The sequence below is a fragment of the Pseudomonas sp. WS 5410 genome, from assembly GCF_012985645.1.
Taxonomy (GTDB): domain Bacteria; phylum Pseudomonadota; class Gammaproteobacteria; order Pseudomonadales; family Pseudomonadaceae; genus Aquipseudomonas; species Aquipseudomonas shahriarae.
Map to the genome: position 1 here is coordinate 175,198 of NZ_JAAQWS010000005.1, position 24,275 is coordinate 199,472.

Sequence of the window (24,275 nt, forward strand, 5' to 3'; positions counted from 1 at the left end):
TAACTGCGCTCAATCGTCGAATGAGCCGCCACGATAGGGAGCTGCTGGGTCTCAAACAAACGGTTGGTTTGCGCGTTTCTCCTATATTCGACATACAGGTGGATCACGGAATTTAACCCCGCGTTTCTAGCGTTTTCGCCGCATAGACTGCGGCCCATGTACTACTCGACCGAAGTTAAAGAAGCCGCCAAACGCCTGTTTCTACGCCGCTGTAAGGCCAAGGAAATTCAGGCGCAGCTAAACCTGCCCAACATCCGCATCGTCTATTACTGGATCCGTCAGGGCGGGTGGGAAGACATGCTGTCGGACGAGGAACCGCTGACGGCCGTCGGCCGGCGAATCACCCTTCTCCTGGACAAAGCCAGCAGCCTGACCAAAGACGAGCTAAACGAACTGGACCGGCTGACCACCGTTCGCGAACGCCTGTTGAAGCAAGCGGTGAAACCGGCGCCGGCACCGGCCGGGGAAGCCGCCGGCGAGCCCCAAGAGCGCCGCCAGGGCGCGCGTGGGGAACGTTCGGGCCGTGGGGAGAGCAGCGGAAAGAAGCGCGAAAAGAAGGCCAAGAACGACATCAGCGGGCTGACCGAAGTCGATTTCCTGGATAAGTTCATCAGCAAGATGTACCGCTATCAGCAGGAGCTGTTCGCCGCCAAGCAAAACCCGCTGACGTGCCGGATCCGCAACATCCTGAAAAGCCGCCAGGTGGGCCTCACCTACTACTTCGCCGGCGAAGCCTTCATGGATGCCGTGCTGACTGGCGACAACCAGGTGTTCCTGTCGGCCAGCCGCTCGCAGTCGGAGATTTTCCGCAGTTACATCATCCAGTTTGCTAAACAGTGGTTTGACATTGAGCTGACCGGCAACCCGATCACACTCAGCAACGGCGCCGAACTGCGCTTCCTCAGTACCAACAGCAGCACCGCCCAGGGCTACCACGGCCACGTCTACGTCGATGAATACTTCTGGATCCGCGACTTCGACAAACTCAGCACCGTGGCCAGCGCCATGGGCACCCACAAAAAATGGCGCAAAACCTATTTTTCGACGCCCAGCGCCGTGTCGCACCAGGCGTACCCGTTCTGGTCTGGTGAAGAATTCCGCAACAGCAAACGCGGCAAGAAAGCTGGCGGCACCTGGCCTACCGAGGCGTCCTACACCCAGGGCGCGCTGTGCCCCGATGGCCAATGGCGCAAGACCATCACCCTGGACGACGCCATCGCCGGCGGCTGCGATCTGTTCGACCTGGAGCAACTGCAACTGGAGTACGACGAAGACAAGTTCCAGCAGTTATTCTACTGCAAGTTCATAGACAGCAGCCAAAGCGCGTTCGGTCTCAAGGATCTGGAGCGGTGCTATTCCGACCTGTCGTTGTGGGAAGACTACGACCCGGAACTGGATCGGCCGTTCGGCAACAGCCCAGTATGGCTTGGCTACGATCCGAGCCGCACCCGCGACGACGCCACCTGTGTGGTGGTCGCCCCGCCACTGGAACCTGGGGCGAAATTCCGCATCCTGGAAAAGCACAGCTGGCGTGGGCATTCGTTCACCTACCAGGCCGCCCAGGTCAAGAAACTTACCGAGCGCTTCAACGTGCAACACATCGGGATCGACATCACCGGCGTGGGCTATGGCGTGTTCGACCTGGTGCGCGACTTCTACGCGAAGGCCACGCCGATCCACTACAGCCTGGAGACCAAAAACACCTTGGTCCTCAAGGCCCAGGACACGATCCAGGGCAGTCGCATCGAGTGGGACGCCGGCTGGACCGATATCGCCCAGGCGTTCCTGACCATCAAGCGCGGCACTACCACCAGCGGCCAGGTCACCTACAGCGCTTCGCGCACCGACGCTACCGGCCACGCCGATATCGCCTGGGCCGTGATGCACGCCCTGGCCAATGAACCCCTGAACACCAACAAGCGGCGCCGTAGCCGCTACGTCACGAGCGGAAACCATGCCCAAGCCACGACACAAAAAGCCCCAAGTCAGCCAGCAGGTACGACAGCCACAACCCATGCGGGCGTTCACCTTTGGAGAGCCGGAACAAGTCCTGTCCGGCAACATCGGCGAGTACCTGGGCGTATTTCCCAGCGACGACGGCGAGATCTACAAACCGCCGGTATCCCGGGCGGGCCTGGCCAAGCTGTTGCGCGCCAACGCACACCACGGCGCAATCCCCAAGTTCAAACGCAACTTGCTGTTGCGTGAATTCATCCCGTCCGATGGCTGTAGCACGCAGACCATGGGTCGGGCGGGCCTGGATTACATGGTGTTCGGGGAGGCGTATTTCTACCGCGACAGCAACGCCTTTGGCCATGTCCTGGAGATGCAGCACCTGCCGGCAATCAATATGCGGGTGAAGGTCGATGGCGGTTTCAGGATGCTGCTACCCGACAACAAGTACATGGACTTCGACCAGGACGAAATCGAGCACGTCCTGGACTACGACGTGGAACAGAACATCTACGGCGTGCCCGACTACTTGGGCGGCCTGCAGGCGCTGTTGCTCAACGAAGCCGCAACCCTGTTCCGCCGGCGCTACTACAGCAACGGCGCGCACGCGGGCTACATCTTCTACACCAACGACCCCGACCTGACCGAGGAAGACGAAGAGAACCTGCGCGCCCAGATCAGCGCCAGCAAGGGCGTGGGCAACTTCCGCTCGATGTTCGTCAACATCCCCAATGGCAAGGAAAACGCGATCCAGATCATCCCCGTGGGGGACTTCCAGGCCAAGGATGAACTGGAGAAGGTGAAGAACATCACGCGCAATGACGTGATCGCGGCGTGGCGTATGAACCCTGCCCTGGCCGGAATCATCCCGGAAAACAGCGGCGGGTTTGGGGACATTGAGAAGATCGATCGCGTGTACACCAGCAACGAGATCCGGCCCATCTGTCAGTTGTTCAATCAGTTGAATGACACCCTGAGAAAAGACAGGAGTATTCGCTGGAAAAAAGCCATTTCAACAGACAGTAACACTGCACAAGAAGGCTAAAGCAGCGATTACCACTAACATTTATGGCAACATAGTGGCTATTGGCTGCCCTGGGGAGGGACACAATGAGAGTTGTATGCAAATGCGGAAACAAGGGCCGGATTGCTTCCAGAGAAGAGCTATCGCAGGATTTTGCGAAGCTGTATTGCCAGTGCCTCGATGCAACGTGCGGGCACACTTGGGTAGCAAACTTGACGTTCTCACATACGCTAAGCCCCTCCGCTCAGTCATACGAAAGAATGTTGTTCGATCGTTTGAGGGATATGCCCAAGGCGAAACAGCGGGAGCTGTTCGATCAGCTTGGCGTTGCTTAAGACGATTAGAAAGCGCCAGCCGCGAAGGCCGGCGCATGCTTTCAGTGTTATGCCAGGAAGGTTATTCGATGTCAGAAGGTTCAGCAAAATAGCCGGCAATGCGCTGAACCTGTTTACGGTCTTTTTCAGATATCTGTCGGTATAGCTTGATAAGCCGGATTTCTAAATCCGTCAGTTTCAGGCATTCACATCCCGCCGAGTCACGAAAACCACTTTCCAATTTGTTGCGATCCAACATGCGTACTGCTCCGTTTTTTGCATTTGCTGAATCGACGGTATTGGGCAGTGATCCCTGCCCTGACACAGCGATTTCATTGGAGATACGCAGTTTGTTACAAGTTAATCGAGTGGGTCAGCGGCCTCTGCAGCCATGGACTTAACGATACGCCGCACAGTTTTTTGATCATCAGGCGGTAGCCGCCTGAATTGTTCGACCAGATCCGCCTCTGCAGGAGCTAGCCCCTGGCCAGGCGGCGGAGATCGATGCCCAGAAAGCACGTAACCCGCGTCAACCTTATGTTCTACCAACGCAGAGACGTAGCGCAGGTCCAGCGAATTGGCGCCTAACTCATAATTTTTTTGAGTTCCACGGCTAACCCCCAACAACGTCCCAAAATCAGTTTGATTCAAACCTAAGCGCTCGCGCTCTTCCCTTAGGCGACCACCTACTCCGTCAGCTATGAGCATTTTTTTATTCACCACACTTGACCTGATCAATTTTTTGACCAAGAATCGCCACAGACAAACAGAAACAACCACAAACGAACAGAGTAGACATGATGCCCGCCACCGTTACACCCGAGCAAGCCCGGGCCGCTCTTGATCACAAGGGAGTGAGCATCGCGGAGTTCAGCCGAAAACATGGACTGAACAAAAATTTAGTCAGCGACCTATTGAACGGTCGGATCAAAGGTCGCCGGGGGGAGGCACATCGCGCCGCCGTGTTACTCGGTATCAAAGACGGCGTAATTGCACAGTAATGGTCAGCACACGTAGGGAACAGCAGAAGATGGAAAGCCAGGTTCTAAAAACACGCCGTGAAGTTGTCAGTGCCATTATTTGCACCTTTGAAGGTGGCCGCGAATGCGCCGCCGCCCTAATCGGTTTACCACTCAAAAAGTTTGATAACCACGCCTATGAGAACAACAACTGCCGTCCTTTGACAGACGCCCAGATCTTCCAACTGGAGCAAGTTACCGGCACCCAGCACTTGGCCAACTACGTGGCGGCAATGTACGGCGGCATGTTCGTACCTGTCACCAGCCCTGAGAAACTGGATAACGTGGAGATGTACTCACGAGCTATACAGAGTGCCGCAAAACGGGGAACGGTCGATCAGATCATTGCTCAGGCGCTTGATGATGGCGTGATCACCGAGGCCGAAGCCCAGGCAATACAGAACGCTCACACCCTGCACTTGGCTGCACGGACTGCCGAAGTCTATGCCGCCATCGACCTCTACCGCGCCAAGTCGGGGAAAACCATATGAACGCTCAGACCAATACCTTGGACTATCAGGAATGCATGCAAAACGCTGCACTGGCCTTCCTTGAGCGCCATCAAGCTGAACACCTGGGCGACCTGTCTGCGCTTTACAACCGCACCATCAATCACCTGGTGAGCAGCTTCGACGTGGCGGAATCGATTGCAATCAAATTGACTTCGCTTGCCCACATCGAGTTGGTGGAAATTGCCTTCCGCCAGCGCCTTGATCTGGATTACAGCAGTGACACCGTTGTGGTGATCAAGGATCCGATCAAGGGACTGTGCTGGTCCGTACCCGTCAGCCTGATCTACGAACGCATCTTGAACGCCCCTGACAACGTGCGTTTGCGCTCCACGAACCCGTAACACCCGCCCCCAATCAATCGCCGGTCCCACATCCCGTGGGTATGGGTGAGCTGCGCCCGAAAACGAGGTTTAACGATGGCAAACGCCGTAATTGTCACCACTCAACTGCCCCCCGCAGAGGCCGAAGCGTTATTGGCGGCCCTGCGCGAACAGTATCGCTTGAGCCTCAACGAGCATTGGTACGCCGACCAGTTTCGCCTTGTTGCAGACGGCCAGCGCCACGGCGAAATTCTCGCCCACGTCCCGGTAATGGCTGCGCAAAAGCGCCTTATGGCAGCCCTGTCCCACAGCCTTAAAGCAGTGAAGTAACCCATGAAAGAAGATCTTCGCCACGACGTGCTGCAACGCCTCCAATCTGACTTCGGGCTCAAGCACCGCGTGGGCACCGACTACATGCGCGGCGGCACCTGCCCCAAGTGCAAAAAGAAAGAGCTGTATTCCCGGTTTGATACGCCCTGGATGGTGATTTGTGGTCGCCCTGAGAAGTGTGGCCACACCCTGCACGTAAAAGAGCTGTACGACGATCTGTTTGAAGATTGGAGCAAGCGAGCGCCGGCAACAGACCAGCACCCCAACGCGACGGCACGCGCTTACCTGGAGTTCGCCCGGGGCTTTCGGTTTGAGCTGATCCAAGGCTGGTTCACCCAGGAAACCTTCTACTCTGCTGAACACAACGCCGGCAGCGCCACTGTGCGCTTCGCACTGGAGAAAGGCGGCTGGTGGGAACGCCTGATTGATCAGCCCCACCGCTTCGGCAAGATGAAAGCCCGCTTTAAATCCAAGGACAGTTATCGCGGCGTCTGGTGGTGCCCGCCTTGCGTAGACCTTCTTGAGGCCAAGGAAATCTGGATTGTCGAAGGGATCTTCGACGCCATCGCCCTGGTGCATAACGACATCGCAGCTGTCTCGGCCATGTCTTCCAATGCGTTCCCTGGCGATTCGCTCAAGGCCCTGATTAAGGCCCGCGAGGGATTGAAGCTGCCCAAGCTGGTTTGGGCGCTTGATAACGAACCCAGCGCCAACGCATACACCCGGCGCTGGGTGCGCGAAGCCCGAGCCCTAGGTTTCGTCTGTGAGTCTGCACAAATCCCCCAACGCGACGGCCGCAAGTCTGATTGGAACGACCTACATCAGCGGTGGACCTTCATCCAGGACGATACCAAGCGTGCCGACCAGATCGCTACCGACCTCAAGCAAGCCCGTCACCAGGGAGCCTTGCTACTGGCAGAGAGCGCAGCGGAAAAAGCGTTGCTCATGTACGACTGGAACAAGCGAGGTGAATTTCACCTGGGCTTTGGTAGCCGTCTGTACTGGTTCAAGTTGGACATGGAGAAGTTCAACCGAGCCATGTCCGACATCGAGGACAGCGAGAACCACGACGACCAGTTGCTCAACCAGGCGCAACAACGCGAAAAGGCGCTGCAGCAGTCGGGCAGTGTTGTAGAGATTGCCAACTGTTATCCCCAAGCCCTGTACTTCCAGCGTAACGAGGTAACGGACGAGTCCTGGTACTACATGCGTGTGGACTTCCCCCACGACTCCGAAAGCGTAAAAAACACCTTCACCAGCGGCCAGTTATCGGCCGCAAGTGAATTCAAAAAGCGGCTGCTCGGCATGGCGGCGGGCGCCATGTTTACCGGCAGTGGCCAGCAGCTCGACAAGCTCATGAAAGATCAACTGTTCGGCATCAAAACCGTTTCGACCATCGACTACGTGGGCTACAGCAAGGAATACGCCTGCTACGTCTATGGCGATATCGCGATCAAGGACGGCACCACCTACAAGGTCAACAGCGAAGACTATTTCGAGTTCGGCAAGCTGCGCCTAAAGACGCTGCAGAAAGGCGTCCCCATCAAGCTGCAGCGCGAAGCAAAGGGCTTCGACGAGAAGTGGGTGCAGTTGCTGTGGACCTGCTTCGGTGCCCAGGGATTCGTCGCTCTGGTGTTCTTTTTCGGCTCGCTGTTCTGCGAACAGATCCGCGCTCGCTACCAGTCGTTCCCATTCCTGGAAGCCACTGGTGAAGCCGGCGCCGGAAAAACAACCCTGTTGAACCTCCTCTGGAAACTACTCGGCCGCGAAGGCTACGAAGGATTTGACCCTATGAAATCTACCAAGGCCGGGCGTTCTCGCTTAATGGGCCAGGTCTCCGGCATGCCGGTGGTATTCCTGGAAGCTGATCGCCACGGCGACGATCGAGCGCATGCTAAGACCTTTGAATGGGACGAGCTGAAAGACTTCTTCGGCGGCGGCACCCTGGCCACGAAAGGCGTCAAGACGGCAGGCAACGAGACGTACGAGCCGCCATTCAGGGGAGCGATTGCTATCAGCCAGAACGCGGCCGTGGTTGCCCACGAAGCGATCATGACGCGGATTGTGAAGCTGCATTTTGTGCGCCCAACCGTCACACCGGAAAGCCGTGCTGCAGCTGATCAACTCAACGCCCTGGACGGCGGCACCCTCAGCCACTTCCTATTGCGGGCCGTGGGCAAGGAATCCGCGGTGCTTGAGCTGTTCGCCCAACGTATGCCCGAACACGAATCGAAGCTGCGCCGTTTACACACCCATTGCTTCGCCTGCAGCACGGCCTATGCCAGTGACCAGGGCAATTGCACCAGTTGCGGCTATGACCTGCGCGGCTACATCCGCGTGGAGCGCATCAGCAAAAACCACGCGCAAATGCTCTCGCTGCTGGACGGCATTCGCCTGGTACTGAAATTGAGTGACCCCCAAGTCGCTGCCACCCAGCGCCAGATCGTGCGGATGGCCATCGAGCGCCAGGCGTCGATCAGCTCCGACCATGCGGCCGTGGCCGAGTTTTGGGAGGTTTACGACTACCTCGAATCCTTGAGTGAGGATCCGGTGGTTGACCACAGCAGCGATCCGGCGGTGATCGCAATCAACCTCAATGAGTTCTGCGAGCGCGCCGCCGAACACAAACAGAAATTGGCCGACGTGGCCACGTTGCGCGACCTGCTCAAAGAATCACGCTCCCGCAAATTTCTGGATAGCAACAAGGCCGTTCACAGCGCTGTACGTGCTGCGTTCAACAGCCGAAATCCCTGTTCACAACCCCGGCCGACGACAGTGAAGTGCTGGACATTCAAGGCGTAAAGGAGAGCAAGACCGATGCAAATCCAAGTGTTTATGGGCAGTGCCGGCGACGGCAAAACAAGCAAGCTGCAGTCAGTGCAAGACCGTTTGGACTTCACAGGGCAAAGCGCGCCAGTCATCCAGGCCGGTGCTTATGGGGAGGACGGTTTGCTGGAGATCCTAGAAGTCCGGGCAGCAGGTGGCCAGCGTGAAATCCTAGTGGACGACTGCAGCAGACAACAGATTTTGAGGGTATTGGAATGGCAGTCATGTGTTGAACATGAGCCAGATTTTGACGACCTGGTGATTCACCTGGCCCGTAAGGACTGACCTTGTAAGAAACAGTGCCGAGGAGTTGCAGCTCCTCGACACCTAACCACCACCGAGGGCTATACCATGCAAGCACAGAACCAAAGCAGCAGCGGCACGAAGGCTACCACACCGGCGCGGCACCTGGTGGCCACCGCGATTATTGGCGCGGCCGTCATTGGCTACTTGGTACACAAATCCCCTGAATCACGAACCCGCCTCGAAAGCCTGAGCCAGATGGCCAGCACCCTGGGCGAACTGAGCGAAACGGATGCAGCCATGATTGCTCAACTGCTGGCCAACCCCGCAACCCGGGGAGAATCGCGCCATGTCTAACAGCCCCCCTGCCATGTCATCACGACGCTTTCCCTGGAACATTGACTACACCAGCGTTTGCGACCAATGCGGTAAGTGGCGCGCCCACGGCAACCATCTGAAATGCAGCCGGCGACGCCAGCTGCAGAATGCTCATTTACGTAACCACAAGCCGAAACGGTAAGTCGCGTCCACCAGAAGATGCGCTACCAGATACTTGGCCCGGAAACGGGCCTTTTTGTTTCCGATCGTCAGACTGTCGATACACGAGCACAGCGTTAGGGGTTTACATGAGTGGGGTCGAAGCTCGCGGGAAATCCGTGAGAATTTATTTTCAATACAACGGGGAAAAATGCCGGGAAGCGATCCCGGGGGGCAACACACCGGCCAACGTGGCCCAAGCTAAACGCATGGTCGAAATCATCGAGTACGAAATCCAGGCCGGCACATTCGACTACGCACGGCACTTTCCCAACTCGGTCAAACTGGTGGAAAACACATTCGGCCACTACCTGGACCTGTGGCTAAAGATCAAAGCCAACAGCGTCGCGGCGTCCAGCTATCGGGGCTACGCCAACAAGGCGGAGGTTCACGTACGGCCACGCTGGGGAAAGGTACAGATCCACAATATCGACCACCTGGACCTGCAGGAATGGATACAGGTAACCCTGTCCAAAACGCTCAAAAACAAGACCATACGCGACATCATCAGCAACGTACGCCAGGTGTTCCGGCTCTATCGCACCAGGATGAAAGTGGCGCACGACCCGACCGAGGGCTTAATGGTGCGCCTGCCAGATCCCGAGGCACCCGACCCATTCACCAGGGCGGAAATCAAACAGATCCTGGACACCCACACCAACCGCACGCAAGAGCTATTGATGGTTCAGTTCATGATATGGGCTGGCCCCCGGGTTTCCGAGACCATCGCCTTGGCCTGGGAGGATGTAGACCTGAAGCAAGGCACGGTGATGTTCCGTCGGTCTAAGGTGCGCGGAGCTTACCGAGTGACGAAAACCCGGCGATCGACGCGCAAAGTTCGCCTGCTCGCCCCGGCGTGGGATGCGTTGCGGAAGATCGATGCATTGAATCGAAAAAAGAAGGCGGAAACCGTTGATATCGTTGAGCGTGACAACAAAACCGTGCGGCAACATAAGCTGCACTTCGTCTTTCTGAATACGAAAAGCGGTCTACCGCACGTCAGTGACTTCGTGGTTCGGGACAGGTTTTTTAAGGCTCATTTGCTCGCCGCCGGGGTTCGCTATCGTGGACCTGGTCAGTGCCGGCACACGTACGCCAGTCAGTTGCTGACGACAGGGATAGCTTCGATCGACTGGATCGCCGAACAGATGGGACATACCAACGGGAACATGATCCGCCAGCACTATGGAACGTGGATCAACGAGGACGGGCCTGACGTAGTGGGGATGCTGCAGTTGGCGCTGAAGCTCTCACCGGCCACATCTCCACAGTAAACCCGGGTTACCCCCAGCATCAAGGTGTAAAACGCCTTCAAAGTCGAGAAAAAGCAGCTGTCTTCGGCCTGCAAGGGACCCCCAACGGCTTTATTCATGCCTAAGCGTTTACCAGCTCTCTGGCCCGCTGCCAAAACGCATCAGCCTGCAGTTGGCTGAGCGAGCCTTCTTTAACGAACTGACGGAGCCAACCCTCCAGTTTACCGGCCTGTGCTGGCCTCTTAGCCAGAGGCATACAGAGGGTAAACACCATGCCGCGCGCAACGTCTCGGTCACGCATCACCATCTTTTTGAAGTCCAGGGCGGCAAACAGATCATCGGTGAATTGCCCAGCGCGTGGATCTTGGGTGCGCAGCGCCGTCAGGCGCTCCTGCAAAAAAAGTTCTTCCATGCTCGCCATTGCTATCCCCTCGTGTTTATCGCGTTAACTCTTAAACCTGAAGGTAGCATGCTAGTGCGCCAGAAGTAGGGATCACGACCGCCATAGCGGCCCAACTTTCAACCAGCAGCCCCTGTCTGCCCCAGATTTAACTACACACGTTATTTGCACTCCAAGGCCGCGCCGCCGTTGCGAATTAATCGCACTTTCCGGCATGGTACAATACGATTGCACCAAACCAAAAAACATGCTAGGAGAAACATATGCAAGTAACCCAACAGTTGGCTTTTGACTTCGAAACTGCCCAGGACGCTCACCACAACCGGCCTGTGCGTCTCTTGGCCACCATACCCTTTCCACCGACGCCTGAATCTGAACCTGAGAAATTCTATGGGATTTTTTTACCGCGCCGGATGCTCGACAAGAACGGCCATCACCGCAGATAAAGGGATTCTTTTCTAGATAGAAAAACGACCAATCTGTCCCAGATCTGTCCCATATGGCCATTTTTCAGACACCAAAAACCACAAACCCCCGATTTTCTCTAGGAAAATCAGGGGTTTGCGTTTTCATAATGTGGCGGTGAAGGAGAGATTCGAACTCTCGATACAGTTTCCTGTATACACACTTTCCAGGCGTGCTCCTTAAGCCACTCGGACACTTCACCGTATCTCGTCAAACTGATTCAGTCTGTCGAGGCGCGCTAATGTAGTCGAAAGCTTTTCCGATGGCAAAGGTTTTTTTCAGAATTTTCATGCGCTTAGACGGTTATCTCGGCTCCCTTCTCTGCGGCGCGGGGTGAAGGGTGGCGATTGTGCCATTTTCAAGGCTTGTCGGCAGGCGTGCGCAGGGGCTGGCGAGCGCTGTCGTAGGCTGCTGCAGGCCCGGTGGTTGGGGAAAGTCTGACTGGCCAGTCAGTCATGGCGCTTTACCGGGGCGGTCATGCTGGGTAACGTCTGCGGCCTGCCCTTCTATTAAACGTATTACAAGGAATCGCGTCATGAGTGAGTTGATTGCCTACCACCTCGAAGACGGTATCGCGACCCTGACCTTGAGCAACGGTAAGGTCAATGCCATTTCCCCTGCCGTGGTCAGTGCGTTTAATGAAGCGCTGGACCAGGCCGAGAAGGATCGTGCGGTGGTGATTATCACCGGTACGCCGGGGATTCTGTCGGGTGGTTATGATTTGAAAGTGATGACGGCTGGCCCTAAAGAGGCGGTCAGCCTGGTGACGTCGGGTTCGACCCTGGCGCGCCGGCTGTTGTCGCACCCGTTCCCGGTGATTGTGGCGTGCCCCGGGCATGCGGTGGCCAAGGGGGCGTTCCTGTTGTTGTCGGCCGATTACCGGATTGGTGTCGAGGGGCCCTTTAGCATTGGCCTGAATGAAGTGATGATCGGCATGACCATGCACCATGCCGGGATTGAACTGGCGCGGGATCGCTTGCGCAAGTCGGCGTTTCATCGTTCGGTGATCAATGCCGAGATGTTCACCCCGCAGGACGCCCTGAGCGCCGGTTTCCTCGATAAGGTGGTGGCACCCGAAGAGCTGCAAGCCGCGGCCCTGGAAGCGGCGCGGCAGTTGAAGAAGATCAATATGAATGCCCACAAGCACACCAAGCTGAAGGTGCGGAAGGCCCTGCTGGAGTTGCTGGATAACGCGATCATCCAGGACCAGGAACATCTGGGCTAATCACCCACACCGGCCTCAATCAAAGCCCGCGTAGGGCTGCAGAGCAGCCCCCTTTAAAGCCACCGCAATTATCCAGTCAGATCCTACAGGCAAGTTTTGGGCTGCTTCGCAGCCCTACGCGGGCAAGCCCGCTCGCCACAGGGATTCTTCTTACGGCCTAGTGTTAATCGCCTTGCAGCCGCTCTAGATGGCATCTGTCTCCATCTGCTGAAACATGTCCTTAAACATCGCCCATCTCCTACCTCTACTGGGGTAATTGCCGAATACAGTGCACGTCCGTACACTGCGCCACCTTTTGTCCCGATGGGCCGTGTCGATGCTTTACTGTTTACGCATGTTATTGATGGGCCTGCATTTTCTGATCGCCGGTGTGCTCGGAGTATTGCTGGGTGTGTGCCGGCCGTTCAACCCGGATAACAGTCGCCTGTGCGCACGCCTGTATGCCCTGCCCGCCATGTGGATCCTACGCCTGCAGGTCAAGGCACAAGTGGACTCGCTGCGCGACAAGCCGAACAGTTGCGTGATTATTGCCAATCACCAGTCCAACTATGATTTGTTCGTATTCGGCAACGTAGTGCCCTATCGCACCGTATGCATCGGTAAGAAAAGCCTGAAGTGGGTGCCGCTGTTCGGCCAGTTGTTCTGGCTGGCGGGCAATGTGCTGATTGACCGGGGCAATGCGCAGAAGGCTCGGCGCTCGATGTTGACCACCACCCATACCCTGCAACACGAAGAAACTTCGATCTGGGTGTTTCCGGAAGGCACGCGCAACCTGGGCGAATCGTTGTTGCCGTTCAAGAAGGGCGCGTTCCAGATGGCGATTGCCGCCGGGGTGCCGATTGTGCCGGTGTGCGTCAGTACCTATGTGACCCATATGAAGCTCAATCGCTGGAACAGTGGCGATATTTTGATCCGGTCATTAGCGCCAATTCCTACAGCAGGATTGACGATGGATGACATGCCCGAGTTGATGGAGAAATGCCGGGGGCAGATGGTCGAGTGTATTGAAGCCATGGATCAAGCACTGCAACAACCCTGAAGGCCAGCCGGCTCCTACAAGGTGGCGTTTCAGGCTAAGCTGGCCGGTTACTGCCACTTGTCAAAGAAGCGATCAGCATTATGGGTAGAGTTGTTGCGGCGGCCGTCTATAGCGCCGGGAAAAAAATCCAGAATATCACCCTCGATGAAGGCGCCGCCTGGGCAGCCAAGCCCGGTCACTTTGTGTGGATCGGCCTGGAAGAGCCCGACGCCCAGGAGCTGGCCAACCTGCAACGCCAGTTCAACCTGCATGAACTGGCCATCGAAGACGCCCTGGAAAAACACAGCCGCCCCAAGCTGGAAACCTTTGGCGACGCACTGTTTATCGTGACCTACTCGCCGGTGCGCCATGAGGGCAAGCTGGAGTTTATCGAGACCCATATCTTCGCCGGCAAAGGCTATATCATCACCGCGCGCAACGGCCACTCGGCGTCCTACGGCTATGTGCGCCAGCGCTGTGAAGCGCGGCCGCTGTTGCTGGAACACGGGGAGGATTTCGTACTCTATGCGCTGCTGGATTTTGTCACCGAAAACTACCAGCCGGTGAGCGAGGCGATTCATGCCGAGATCGACGCGCTGGAGCACAACGTGTTGTGCAACTCCCTGAATGAGCGCGATATCCAGAACCTGCATGGCCTGCGCCGCGACGTACTGCGGCTGCGCCGGCATGTAGCGCCGATGGTGGAAATCAGCGAGGAACTGCAGAAGCTGGACTTCCCGTTTATCGACAAGAACATGCGCCCGTACTTCCGCGATGTGGAGATCCACGTCACGCGGCAGATGGAAGACCTTTCGACCCTGCGCGACATCGCCAGCCAGACCATCGAGATCGGTGTACTGCTGGAAGCCTCGCGCCAGAGCGTGGTGCAGCGCAAGTTTGCAGCCTGGGCGGCGATCCTCGCCTTCCCCACAGCGGTGGCCGGGATCTACGGGATGAACTTCCAGAATATGCCGGAGCTGCAATGGCACTACGGCTATTTTGCGGTGCTGGGGTTTATCGCGACGGGGTGCACGGGGTTGTGGGCCAGCTTCAAGCGCTCGGGGTGGCTGTAACCTGCCCACCCCGACCGCTCACAGTCAGGCGACCTGCGGCTTGTGGGCCACAAAACGCATCATCCATTCCGCCACGGTCACGCCGTGGTGGTCGCGTGCAAGGCTGGCGACACCTTGCTGATAGATCTGCTCGCCCAGGTTGAGCTGGCGGATATCGAGCAAGGCCCGGGAGTAGTCGTGGATAAATTCCGGGTGGCCCTGGAAGCACAGCACCTGGTCATTGATGTGGTAGGCAGCAAACGGGCAAAAGTCGCTGGAGGCGATCACCGTGGCATTTTCCGGCAATGCCGTGACCTGATCCTGATGGCTGATCAACAGGGTCAGTTCTTCCACCACCGGGCTCATCCACGGTGCCTTGGCGGCCAATTGATAGTTGTGGGTGCCCACGCCCCAGCCCTGGCTCGCACGCTCGCTCTTGCCGCCCAGCAGCAGCGCCAGCAGTTGATGGCCGAAACAGATGCCAAGCAGCTTGTCGCCCCGCTCATAGCGGTTCAACAGGTAGGCCTTGAGGGTTTCGATCCACGGGTCGGTCGCGAAGGAGTCCGCTTTGCTACCCGTGACCAGGTAGGCGTCGAACACTTCGCTGTCCGCCGGATAGTGACCTTCCATGACGTTGTAGACGACGAATTCGGCGGCAATCGGCTGCTGCGAAAACAGGCGCTGGAACATCTGCCCGTAACCTTGATATTGATCGACCAGTTCCGGACGCAGGATATCGGTTTCCAGAATGCAGACGCGTAGCGACATAAAAAATACCTGACACGGTGATGGGAATAACGCACACCCACCAGCCTGCCTTGAAATACCCTTTCAAGGCAAGCCCCACCCAGGCCCGGTCGGGAGGTTAGAACGTCGTGCCCTGGGCGGCTTTTTCCAGCAACAGCGCTGGCGGGCTGAAGCGCTCGCCATACTGCTCGGCCAGGTAACGCGCCTGGGCCACAAAGTCGTTCAGCCCATACTGGTTGATAAACTGCAGCGCCCCGCCGGTCCAGGCCGCAAAGCCGATGCCGAAGATCGAGCCGATATTGGCATCGGCAGTGGACATCAACACGCCCTCCTCCACACACCGTACCGTTTCGATGGCCTGGATAAACAGCAGGCGGTCGCGCACGTCCTGGGCGCAAATCTGTTGGCCCGGCTTTTCAAAGCGCACCTTGAGTTCTGGCCACAGGTATTTCTGGCCACCATTGGGGTACTCGTAGAAACCACCGCCCGCCGCCTTGCCTGGGCGCTTGTACTCATTGAGCAGCAGGTCAATCACTGCAAACGCCGGATGCTCGGGCAGTGCCTTGCCTTCGGCATGCAGATCCTTGGCTGTCTGCTGGCGGATATGGCTCATCAGGTTGAGGGAAACTTCGTCAGAGATCGCCAGCGGGCCAATCGGCATCCCGGCCTTGCGCGCCTCGGTCTCGATCATCGGCGCGGCCACGCCTTCGCCGAGCAGGGTAATGCCTTCATTGGTGAAGGTGCCGAACACCCGCGAGGTGAAGAAGCCGCGACTGTCATTCACCACAATCGGGGTCTTCTTGATTTGCAGTACGAAATCAAAACCACGAGCCAGGGTTTCGTCGCTGGTGTTGGCGCCCTTGATGATTTCCACCAGGGGCATTTTTTCCACCGGGCTGAAGAAGTGCAGGCCAATAAACTTGCCTTGATCAGGCACCGCGCTCGCCAGGCCGCTGATGGGCAAGGTGGACGTATTGGAAGCGATCACGGCGTCAGCGCCTACCACCTGCTGGGCGGCGGCCGAGACCTTGGCCTTGAGGTCGCGGTCTTCGAATACGGCTTCGATGATCAGGTCGCAACCGGCCAGGTCGGCATCGCTATCGGTAGGATGGATCCGCGCCAGGGTGCTTTCGCGCTGCTCAGGGGTCAGTTGCCCACGGCTGACCTTCTTGTCCAGCAACGCTGCCGAGTGGGCCTTGCCCTTCTCTGCCGCTGCCAGCGTGACGTCCTTGAGCACCACCTCCACGCCCGCCGATGCGCTGGTATAGGCAATCCCCGCGCCCATCATGCCGGCGCCGAGGATGCCGACCTTGCGTGTGACATACGGCGCAAATCCCCCAGGGCGTGAGCCACCGGCGTTGATTTCGTTGAGCTGGAACCAGAAGGTGCCGATCATGTTCTTCGCCACCTGGCCGGTGGTGAGCTCGGTGAAATAGCGGGTCTCGATCAGGTGTGCGGTGTCGAAGTCCACTTGGGCGCCTTCCACCGCGGCACAGAGGATTTTCTCCGGCGCGGGGAAGCAGCCATTGGTTTTGCTGCGCAGGATCGACGGCGCAATGGCGAGCATTTGCGCGACTTTGGGGTTGGACGGTGTGCCACCGGGGATCTGATGGCCCTTGATATCCCAAGGCTGCCTGGCCGTTGGATTGGCCAGGATCCAGGCCCGGGACTTGGCCAACAGCTCGTCGCGATCCGCCGCCAATTCGTCGATCAAACCGGCCTGCAGAGCCTTTTGTGCGCTGATCTTCTTGCCTTCCAGCAGGTACGGCAAGGCCTTCTCCAGGCCCAGCATGCGCACCATGCGCACTACCCCGCCGCCGCCCGGCAGCAGGCCGAGGGTGACTTCCGGCAAGCCGACCTGCACGGCCGGGTGATCCAGCGCCACACGGTGCTGGCACGCCAGGCATAACTCCCAGCCACCGCCGAGGGCCGCGCCGTTGATCGCGGCCACCACCGGTTTACCCAAGGTTTCCAGGCTGCGCAGTTGCGCCTTCAGGCCCAGGACCATGTCGTAGAACGCCTTGGCGTGGGGCTTGTCGACTTTGATCAGTTCATTGAGGTCGCCGCCGGCAAAGAAGGTTTTTTTCGCCGAGGTAATAATGACCCCGGCAATCGCGTCCTTGTCCGCGTCCAGGCGCGCGACGGTGGCGGCCATGGCCTCGCGGTAGGCTGCGTTCATGGTGTTGGCACTCTGGCCGGGCATGTCGAGGGTCAGCACCACGATCTGGTCCTGGCCTTTTTCGTAACGAATGGCGTCGGTCATGACAAATTCCTTAGGCTCAGAGGCGTTCGATAATGGTGGCGATACCCATGCCGCCGCCCACACAGAGCGTGGCCAGGCCGTAGCGCTGCTGGCGCGCCTCCAGTTCGTCGAGCAAGGTGCCGAGGATCGCGCACCCCGTGGCCCCCAGCGGGTGGCCCATGGCAATCGAGCCGCCATTGACGTTGACCCGGGCAGCGTCGATGCCCATGTCCTTGATGAACTTGAGCACCACCGAGGCAAAGGCTTCGTTGACCTCGAACAGGTCGATGTCCTCGACCCGCAGGCCGGCCTTGGCCAGGGCCTTGCGAGTGGCGGGCGCGGGGCCGGTAAGCATGATGGTCGGGTCGGTGCTGGTCACCGCCGTGGCAACGATGCGCGCACGCGCATGCAGCCCCAGTTCACGACCACGGGCCTCGGAGCCGATCAGCATCAAGGCCGCGCCATCGACAATCCCGGAGCTGTTACCCGGTGTGTGCACATGCTGGATGCGCTCGACATGGCTGTAGACCCGCAACGCCGTGGCATCAAAGCCCATCTGCCCCATCATTTCGAAGCTCGGCTTGAGCTTGCCCAGGCCCTCGAGCGTTGAGTCGCCACGGATAAATTCGTCGTGATCGAGCAACACGATCCCGTTCTGGTCCTGCACCGGGATCAGGGATTTCTTGAAGGAACCGTCTGACCTGGCCCGCGCTGCTTTCTGCTGGGAGTGTAAGGCGAAGGCATCGACATCTTCGCGGGAGAAGCCTTCCAGGGTGGCAATCAGGTCGGCGCCAATCCCCTGGGGCGTGAAGTGGCTGTGCATATTGGTCTGCGGGTCCAGCACCCAGGCACCGCCGTCACTGCCCATGGGCACGCGGGACATGGACTCGACACCGCCCACCACCACCAGGTCCTCGAAGCCGGACCGTACTTTCATCGCACCGAGGTTGACCGCTTCCAGGCCCGACGCGCAGAAACGGTTGACCTGCACACCGGCGACGCTGACGTCCCAGTCGGCCACCAGCGCGGCGGTCTTGGCGATGTCCGCGCCCTGATCCCCGACTGGCGTGACGCAACCGAGCACGATGTCATCCACCTGGCGCGTGTCCAGGTCGCTGCGCTGTTGCAGGGCGGTGAGCAAGCCGGCCAGCAGGTTCACCGGCTTGACGCTGTGCAAGGCGCCATCGGCCTTGCCTTTGCCCCGGGGCGTACGTATCGCATCAAAGATCAAAGCTTGGGTCATGACGTCCTCGAACCACTGTGCAATGGAGCTCTCAAGGGGAGAGCCGACCGTGCCCTTACCTTAAGCGCCGCGAGGGCAGATTCAATGACCGATGCGCTCATTGACCTTGACGACCACGCTCAGACGAACGGTAGGAGACTATCGGAAACACCGGGTTAATCGTTTTAGCTGTCTAGCCAAGGGGCTGGGGCGCAGATGGCTATATGCCTCATGCTTTTTTAAACGGCTTTCAATATAACTTGATACGAAAGCGTTCTAAGTCAAGCCCGACAAGGGCTCTAAGGTTGAATCAGTAAGAAGTGTATGACGCTGCTGCCGGGTCTTGCTGGAGCAGCTGTAAGAAAAATGCCATCTAGCCGGCTTAATGTAGCCAATGATGGTGCTTGGCTCAGGAATAACAACAAAAGGCAGTCAGCCATGTTCAAACAATCGAAAGTTCGCCAGGCGGGGCTTATTCTCTTCGCCACCACACTGATTCTGATTTTGCCCAACCTGACCAAGATCATTGGTTGAGCGGGCCGATCACACCTGAATACTCAAGCTTTTGGCAGCACCGTCCGGGAAACCGCCTAGAGCGTTCCCGTAACCGGGGCTGCCTTTTTTGCCTGCGGTTTGGTGGTGGTTGTCCGGTATCCTGAGACCCTATCGCCATTGCCGGATGGGCCCTGCCTTGAAATACCTTATCGTTCTGTTGCTGCTGATCCTGGCCTACCCCGCCAGCGCCGCCTCGTTGACCATCGAGCTAGATCACAGCCGCACCACGTGGCAAACCGCAGACCTGCTCAAGCACCCAGCTGCGCAGACCGTGCAGATCGTCGATGACGTTTCCTACAAGCGCACTATGACCTATCGCGCGGTGCCGCTGGCCGCACTCTTACCGGGCCTGCTGGCGCATAACCATGTGCAGGCGGTGGCGCTGGATGGTTTTGCCGCCGAACTGGCCGCCGCACCGCTGCTTCAGCAAAGCGGCGCCCAGGCGTGGCTGGCGGTGGAAGATCCGGTTCATCCTTGGCCGCCACTGGCCACTGGCAAACCCAGTGCCGGGCCGTTCTATCTGGTATGGACCCGGCCCCAGGCGAGCGGGATCAGCCCGGAACAATGGCCATTTCAGATCTCGACGATCAAACAGCTGAAAACCGTTGCCGAACGCTTCCCGGCGCTGCTGCCGGACCCGGCGCTGGCGGTGAATGACCCGATCAACCAGGGGTTTGCCCTGTTTCAGAAAAACTGCCTGGCCTGTCATCGTCTAAACGGCGCGGGTGACGCGCAGGTAGGGCCGGATCTGAATCTGCCCTACAGCCCGACCGAGTATTTCGGCGGCGACTTCCTCAAGCGTTATATCCGTGATCCCCAGAGCCTGAGGCATTGGCCGCAAGCCAAAATGCCAGCGTTTGCCGCCAGCGTGTTGCCGGATGCCGACCTGGAGTTGCTGGTAGGGTATTTGAAGCATATGGCCACGCGCAAAACCGACGCGCACTGATAGAGCCGGCTAGCCGGCTTCAGCAGGATGCGGCGGGGATTATTGCTGCTGCACCAGAATCACCGGGCTCGGTGCCACAAATACCCTGGCATGCATCTGCTCGTGCCCGCCGCCACGGCGCATGCCGCGCACCGGGCATGCATCGAGGTAATCCAGGCCCACTGCCAGTTTCAAATGCCGCTCCGGGCGCGCCAACTGGTTGGTCACATCGAAGCTGTACCAGGCGTCATCCAGCCAGGCTTCGGCCCAGGCGTGGCTGGCCAGGTGTTCACTGTCCTCGCTGTACAAATACCCCGACACATAGCGCGTGGCGATCCCCAGGCTGCGCGCGCAGGCCAGGAAGGCGTGGGCATGATCCTGACAAACCCCGGCCCGCCCGGCGAACGCCTCGGCCGCGCTGGTCTCCACTTGGGTGGCGCCCGGCACATAGGCGATGTGCTGGTTGAGGGCGTGCATCAGGTCAATCAGGGCATTGCGATCCCGGCGCTTGCCGCAGTGCTGCTCGGCAAAGGCACGCAGGGCCTCGTCCGGTTCGGTCAGGCGCGTGCAACGCTGGAAAGGAAATGGCGACTGGCTGTCATGCTCGGCCTCGCGCCACTCGTCGATATCCACCTGGCCCCGGGCGCCGATGATGATTGATTCATGGGGCTCATCCAGGGTCAGCACATGCAGGATATTGCCGAACGGGTCCAACTGGGCCCGTACCGGACGCGGCAGATCCAGCTGCCAACTGAGCACATGCTGGCGCTCGCTGTCGTGAGGGGTCAGGCGCAGGTACTGGATGCTTGCGCGCACCTGGTCTTCATAGCGGTAGGTGGTTTCGTGGCTGATGGAAAGTCTCATGCCGCCTCCAGGTAGGAATGGTGAATGGCGTTACCCAACTGGCGCACCAGGGGGATGAAGTCGGTCAGCCAGGCGTGCAGGCCTTCCTCGAGGATTTCGTCAATCGCGGTAAAGCGCAGGCGCGCGTCCATCTCGGCGGCCAGGCGCTGCGCCGGGCGGCCGTTGAGGCCGGGCAGGCTGGCGAGGATCTGGTCGATTTCTTCGCTGCACGCGCGCAAAGAGCGCGGCACATCGGCGCGCAGCAGCAACAGTTCGGCCACCTGACGAGCGCCGGGAGCATCACGGTAGATTTCGGTATAGGCCTCGAACGACGACAAGGCCCGCAATAGCGCACTCCATTGGTAGTAGGCGTGGGCGGTGCCATCAATCACCACTTCGGCCTGGTCACCGGCCATCTCGTAGCGGGCATCCAACAGGCGCAAAGTGTTGTCCGCCCGTTCGATAAAGGTGCCCAGGCGAATAAAGCGAAAAGCGTCGTTGCGCATGATGGTGCCGTAGGTGGCGCCGCGAAACAGGTGGGAGCGTTCCTTGACCCATTCGCAGAAACGGCTCATGCCATAACGGCTCAGGCCTTCCTGGGCGATGACGCGAATATCCAGCCAGGTGGCGTTGATGTTTTCCCACATGTCGGCGGTAATTCGCCCACGCACGGCATGGGCACTGGCGCGGGCGGCACCCAGGCAACTGTAGATGCTCGCCGGATTGGCGGCGTCCAGGGCAAAGAAGTGCAACAAACGCTCGGCATGCAATTCGCCGTGACGCGCGTGATAGTCGTCCAGAGTGCCGGTGATCAGCAGGGGCATGGCCAGTTCGTGCAGGCCATCGCCGCGTCCATCCTGGGGCATCAGCGACAGCGAATAGCTGACATCCAGCATGCGCGCGAGGTTTTCCGCGCGCTCCAGATAGCGCGACATCCAATATAAATCCGAGGCAGTTCTGCTCAACATGGCTTCAATCCTCCACCACCCAGGTGTCTTTGGTGCCGCCGCCCTGGGACGAGTTGACCACCAGCGAGCCTTCACGCAGCGCGACACGGGTCAGCCCGCCCGGCACCACGCGGGTTTCCTTGCCCGACAGGACGAACGGCCGCAGGTCGATATGCCGCGGTGCGATGCCGTTTTCGACAAAGGTCGGGCACGTCGACAGGCACAGGGTCGGCTGGGCAATGTAGGCATGGGGCTTGGCCTTGATCCGTGCGCGAAAGGCTTCGATCTCGGCGGCCGTGGCGGCTGGCCCGACCAGCATGCCGTAGCCACCGGAGCCCTGGGTTTCCTTGACCACCAGCTCTGGCAAATTGGCCAGTACATGGGACAGCTCGTCAGGCTTGCGGCACTGGAACGTCGGAACGTTCTTCAGAATGGGTTCTTCATCCAGGTAAAAGCGGATCATGTCGGTGACGAAGGGATACACCGATTTGTCATCCGCCACCCCGGTGCCAATGGCATTGGCCAGCACCACATTACCCGAGCGATAAGCGGCCAGCAGGCCCGGCACGCCGAGCATCGACTCCGGGTTGAAGGCCAACGGGTCGAGGTAGGCATCGTCGAGACGCCGGTAGATCACGTCCACCGCCTTGGGCCCGTCGGTGGTGCGCATGAATACCCGGTCGTCACGCACGAACAGGTCGGCGCCCTCCACCAGTTCCACGCCCATTTCCCGGGCGAGAAACGCATGTTCGAAAAACGCACTGTTGAACCGCCCGGGCGTCAGTACCACCACACTGGGGTTGTCCAGCGGGCTGGAACTTTTCAGGGTGTCGAGCAGCAGGTTGGGGTAATGGTCGATCGGCGCGATGCGTTGGGCGGCGAACAGTTCAGGGAACAGGCGCATCATCATCTTACGGTCTTCGAGCATGTAGCTCACACCGCTGGGGGTGCGCAGGTTGTCTTCCAGCACGTAGTACGTGCCGTCGCCATCCCGTACCAGATCGACCCCAGAGACGTGGGAATAGAGACCACGGTGCAGGTCCAGGCCCTGCATCGCCAGTTGGTATTGCTCATTGGCCAACACTTGCTCGGCAGGAATAATCCCGGCCTTGATAATGCGTTGGTCGTGATACAGGTCGGCGAGGAACAGGTTCAATGCCTTGACCCGCTGAATACAGCCACGTTCGACCACCCGCCACTCACTGGCGGGAATGCTGCGCGGGATGGTATCGAAGGGAATCAGGCGCTCGGTGCCCTGTTCGTCGCCGTACAGGGTGAAGGTGATACCGGCGCGGTGAAACAGCAGATCCGCTTCACGGCGGCGCTGGGCCAGCAGTTCGGTCGGGGTTTCAGCCAGCCAGCGGGCAAACTCGCGATAGTGAGGCCGGACCTGGCCGACCTCATCGTACATTTCATCGTAATAAGTGCGGATCATGCCGAACTCCTTGTCACCCGGACGCAACGGACTGTCGCAAGGCCCGTGCCAGCGGCATAAACACTTAAGTATCAATCAGTTGGATACAGTAAAAGGCTGCTACGCACCGTCCTGGTGCAGTTAACGCCCAAGCGTTGCCACGCGCGCTTCAAAGCGACGCAGGCATTGCCTATCACCAGCATAGTCAGAGTTGATTTCACTGCCCGGGAAAGCCTGCGGATAATCACCCACATTCGCTGAACAGGATTCGTCCTACAGCATCCCCACAGCACCGCCGGTAATTTGCTCGTGCAAGTACCGACCGGTTCCCCTTCTTTCCGGTCTTCCCTTTTGGCCACCCTGCTCGGGTGGCCTTTTTTTTGTGGAGGATTTTTCGCAATAAGTTCCCAGTACTTTGCCGCGCCACAAACAAAATCGGCCGACCCAAGGGTCAGCCGATACGCTGCTTTATTGATCATGCGACTACATGGGTAACCCACGAACCTCGTGCTTCACACCCCATCCTTCGATAATCCCGCCCAAGGGCTCGACTACCGCCTCAAAGTCCTGCTCGAAATCACCTATACCGTCATAGGTGGCGAACATGACTTTGCTTAATTCCAGGAACCAGGCGCCATCATCCCGCGGACTGACCTGGGCATTGATCGACTCGCCACGAAACCGACCCGCAGCCCGGCGCGCACGTTCCTCGTCCGGGAAAATGGCGTAGAACTCGATGGGGTGGAAACGTGAAAAGTCAAAGCCGCCCTCTTTCATGCGGCGTAACACGTGGGTGCTGATGTCTTCTTGATAGGCTGTGCTCATGAAACGTCCTCCTGAACCGATGGATAGACTTTCCGTGCTTCCCAGGGCCTGCGCGTGAACAGCG

At 58.7% G+C, this 24,275-nt stretch carries 28 protein-coding genes and 1 tRNA gene; 17 read left to right on the forward strand and 12 right to left on the reverse strand.

The features are described from left to right. Positions 1-156 precede the first annotated feature (156 nt). The 3 genes from HBO24_RS09920 to HBO24_RS09930 all read left to right on the forward strand — a co-directional run bounded on the left by HBO24_RS09920 (position 157) and on the right by HBO24_RS09930 (position 3,312). A complete protein-coding gene (locus tag HBO24_RS09920; RefSeq protein WP_170059629.1) occupies positions 157-2,208 on the forward strand; it encodes a terminase family protein in 2,052 nt (683 codons plus the stop codon). Further along, complete coding sequence (locus HBO24_RS09925; RefSeq protein WP_262152986.1) at positions 2,147-2,998, forward strand: phage portal protein; 852 nt, start codon at positions 2,147-2,149, stop codon at positions 2,996-2,998. The genes HBO24_RS09920 and HBO24_RS09925 overlap by 62 nt, the downstream gene beginning before the upstream one ends. Before the next feature lie 65 nt (positions 2,999-3,063). After that, positions 3,064-3,312, forward strand: coding sequence for an ogr/Delta-like zinc finger family protein (locus HBO24_RS09930; RefSeq protein WP_080727692.1), 249 nt, complete (start codon positions 3,064-3,066; stop codon positions 3,310-3,312). 61 nt (positions 3,313-3,373) lie between these two features. Here the strand turns inward: HBO24_RS09930 and HBO24_RS09935 are convergent, their stop codons facing one another. Both HBO24_RS09935 and HBO24_RS29510 read right to left on the reverse strand, forming a co-directional pair. Beyond that, complete coding sequence (locus tag HBO24_RS09935; protein ID WP_170059630.1) at positions 3,374-3,550, reverse strand: hypothetical protein; 177 nt, start codon at positions 3,548-3,550, stop codon at positions 3,374-3,376. A 101-nt stretch (positions 3,551-3,651) separates the two neighbouring features. Continuing rightward, the gene (locus HBO24_RS29510) at positions 3,652-3,999 is read right to left on the reverse strand and encodes a helix-turn-helix transcriptional regulator (protein ID WP_262153000.1); all 348 of its coding nucleotides are present in this window, start codon (positions 3,997-3,999) and stop codon (positions 3,652-3,654) included. 92 nt (positions 4,000-4,091) lie between these two features. Here HBO24_RS29510 and HBO24_RS09940 point away from each other — a divergent pair, with 92 nt between their 5' ends. The 8 genes from HBO24_RS09940 (at position 4,092) to HBO24_RS09975 (ending at position 10,352) form a co-directional block, all read left to right on the forward strand. Beyond that, positions 4,092-4,292: a DNA-binding protein gene (locus HBO24_RS09940; protein ID WP_038448017.1), complete on the forward strand. Its 201-nt coding sequence runs from the start codon at positions 4,092-4,094 to the stop codon at positions 4,290-4,292. A 29-nt stretch (positions 4,293-4,321) separates the two neighbouring features. Beyond that, the gene (locus HBO24_RS09945) at positions 4,322-4,801 is read left to right on the forward strand and encodes a YmfL family putative regulatory protein (protein WP_262152985.1); all 480 of its coding nucleotides are present in this window, start codon (positions 4,322-4,324) and stop codon (positions 4,799-4,801) included. Continuing rightward, positions 4,798-5,163, forward strand: coding sequence for a hypothetical protein (locus tag HBO24_RS09950; protein ID WP_170059632.1), 366 nt, complete (start codon positions 4,798-4,800; stop codon positions 5,161-5,163). The genes HBO24_RS09945 and HBO24_RS09950 overlap by 4 nt, the downstream gene beginning before the upstream one ends. A gap of 75 nt (positions 5,164-5,238) precedes the next feature. Further along, complete coding sequence (locus HBO24_RS09955; RefSeq protein ID WP_170059633.1) at positions 5,239-5,472, forward strand: hypothetical protein; 234 nt, start codon at positions 5,239-5,241, stop codon at positions 5,470-5,472. Between the two features lie 3 nt (positions 5,473-5,475). Next, positions 5,476-8,274, forward strand: coding sequence for a toprim domain-containing protein (locus HBO24_RS09960; protein ID WP_170059634.1), 2,799 nt, complete (start codon positions 5,476-5,478; stop codon positions 8,272-8,274). A 15-nt stretch (positions 8,275-8,289) separates the two neighbouring features. After that, a complete protein-coding gene (locus tag HBO24_RS09965; protein WP_169867016.1) occupies positions 8,290-8,583 on the forward strand; it encodes a hypothetical protein in 294 nt (97 codons plus the stop codon). Positions 8,584-8,649: 66 nt separating this feature from the next. After that, the gene (locus tag HBO24_RS09970) at positions 8,650-8,898 is read left to right on the forward strand and encodes a hypothetical protein (RefSeq protein ID WP_170059635.1); all 249 of its coding nucleotides are present in this window, start codon (positions 8,650-8,652) and stop codon (positions 8,896-8,898) included. 269 nt (positions 8,899-9,167) lie between these two features. After that, positions 9,168-10,352, forward strand: a complete 1,185-nt coding sequence (locus tag HBO24_RS09975; protein ID WP_170059636.1) for a DUF3596 domain-containing protein — start codon at positions 9,168-9,170, stop codon at positions 10,350-10,352. A gap of 100 nt (positions 10,353-10,452) precedes the next feature. Here the strand turns inward: HBO24_RS09975 and HBO24_RS09980 are convergent, their stop codons facing one another. Further along, positions 10,453-10,752, reverse strand: coding sequence for a hypothetical protein (locus HBO24_RS09980; RefSeq protein WP_170059637.1), 300 nt, complete (start codon positions 10,750-10,752; stop codon positions 10,453-10,455). Positions 10,753-10,994: 242 nt separating this feature from the next. Here HBO24_RS09980 and HBO24_RS09985 point away from each other — a divergent pair, with 242 nt between their 5' ends. Beyond that, positions 10,995-11,177, forward strand: a complete 183-nt coding sequence (locus tag HBO24_RS09985; RefSeq protein ID WP_170059638.1) for a hypothetical protein — start codon at positions 10,995-10,997, stop codon at positions 11,175-11,177. A gap of 131 nt (positions 11,178-11,308) precedes the next feature. On the opposite strand, the gene HBO24_RS09990 is transcribed toward HBO24_RS09985, so the two are convergent. Continuing rightward, positions 11,309-11,398, reverse strand: a tRNA-Ser gene (locus HBO24_RS09990). A gap of 333 nt (positions 11,399-11,731) precedes the next feature. Here HBO24_RS09990 and HBO24_RS09995 point away from each other — a divergent pair. The 3 genes from HBO24_RS09995 (at position 11,732) to HBO24_RS10005 (ending at position 14,512) form a co-directional block, all read left to right on the forward strand. Beyond that, positions 11,732-12,421, forward strand: coding sequence for a crotonase/enoyl-CoA hydratase family protein (locus HBO24_RS09995; protein WP_057960362.1), 690 nt, complete (start codon positions 11,732-11,734; stop codon positions 12,419-12,421). A 316-nt stretch (positions 12,422-12,737) separates the two neighbouring features. Then, positions 12,738-13,460: a 1-acylglycerol-3-phosphate O-acyltransferase gene (locus HBO24_RS10000; RefSeq protein WP_057439577.1), complete on the forward strand. Its 723-nt coding sequence runs from the start codon at positions 12,738-12,740 to the stop codon at positions 13,458-13,460. A gap of 80 nt (positions 13,461-13,540) precedes the next feature. Next, entirely contained in the window at positions 13,541-14,512 is a 972-nt protein-coding gene (locus HBO24_RS10005; RefSeq protein WP_115128735.1) for a magnesium and cobalt transport protein CorA, read from the forward strand. A 24-nt stretch (positions 14,513-14,536) separates the two neighbouring features. On the opposite strand, the gene HBO24_RS10010 is transcribed toward HBO24_RS10005, so the two are convergent. From HBO24_RS10010 to HBO24_RS10020, 3 genes are all read right to left on the reverse strand, one after another. Then, a complete protein-coding gene (locus tag HBO24_RS10010) occupies positions 14,537-15,259 on the reverse strand; it encodes an amidotransferase (RefSeq protein WP_057439578.1) in 723 nt (240 codons plus the stop codon). A 97-nt stretch (positions 15,260-15,356) separates the two neighbouring features. After that, entirely contained in the window at positions 15,357-17,501 is a 2,145-nt protein-coding gene (locus HBO24_RS10015; RefSeq protein WP_170059639.1) for a 3-hydroxyacyl-CoA dehydrogenase NAD-binding domain-containing protein, read from the reverse strand. 16 nt (positions 17,502-17,517) lie between these two features. Then, positions 17,518-18,723 carry an acetyl-CoA C-acetyltransferase gene (locus HBO24_RS10020; protein ID WP_170059640.1) on the reverse strand — a complete coding sequence of 402 codons (1,206 nt, stop codon included), beginning with the start codon at positions 18,721-18,723 and terminating at the stop codon, positions 17,518-17,520. A gap of 303 nt (positions 18,724-19,026) precedes the next feature. Here HBO24_RS10020 and HBO24_RS10025 point away from each other — a divergent pair, with 303 nt between their 5' ends. Next, the gene (locus HBO24_RS10025) at positions 19,027-19,236 is read left to right on the forward strand and encodes a hypothetical protein (RefSeq protein ID WP_169960798.1); all 210 of its coding nucleotides are present in this window, start codon (positions 19,027-19,029) and stop codon (positions 19,234-19,236) included. A gap of 157 nt (positions 19,237-19,393) precedes the next feature. Continuing rightward, positions 19,394-20,203: a cytochrome c gene (locus tag HBO24_RS10030; RefSeq protein ID WP_233092127.1), complete on the forward strand. Its 810-nt coding sequence runs from the start codon at positions 19,394-19,396 to the stop codon at positions 20,201-20,203. 39 nt (positions 20,204-20,242) lie between these two features. Here HBO24_RS10030 and HBO24_RS10035 read toward each other — a convergent pair whose 3' ends face one another. The 5 genes from HBO24_RS10035 to HBO24_RS10055 form a co-directional block, all read right to left on the reverse strand. After that, the gene (locus HBO24_RS10035) at positions 20,243-21,046 is read right to left on the reverse strand and encodes a transglutaminase family protein (protein ID WP_170059642.1); all 804 of its coding nucleotides are present in this window, start codon (positions 21,044-21,046) and stop codon (positions 20,243-20,245) included. After that, complete coding sequence (locus HBO24_RS10040; RefSeq protein WP_057439581.1) at positions 21,043-21,993, reverse strand: alpha-E domain-containing protein; 951 nt, start codon at positions 21,991-21,993, stop codon at positions 21,043-21,045. The genes HBO24_RS10035 and HBO24_RS10040 overlap by 4 nt, the downstream gene beginning before the upstream one ends. 4 nt (positions 21,994-21,997) lie before the next feature. Continuing rightward, the gene (locus tag HBO24_RS10045; RefSeq protein WP_057960374.1) at positions 21,998-23,407 is read right to left on the reverse strand and encodes a circularly permuted type 2 ATP-grasp protein; all 1,410 of its coding nucleotides are present in this window, start codon (positions 23,405-23,407) and stop codon (positions 21,998-22,000) included. A gap of 71 nt (positions 23,408-23,478) precedes the next feature. Beyond that, entirely contained in the window at positions 23,479-23,865 is a 387-nt protein-coding gene (locus HBO24_RS10050) for a hypothetical protein (RefSeq protein ID WP_170059643.1), read from the reverse strand. A gap of 4 nt (positions 23,866-23,869) precedes the next feature. After that, entirely contained in the window at positions 23,870-24,211 is a 342-nt protein-coding gene (locus tag HBO24_RS10055; protein WP_170059644.1) for a ribonuclease E inhibitor RraB, read from the reverse strand. Between the last annotated feature and the right edge of the window lie 64 nt (positions 24,212-24,275).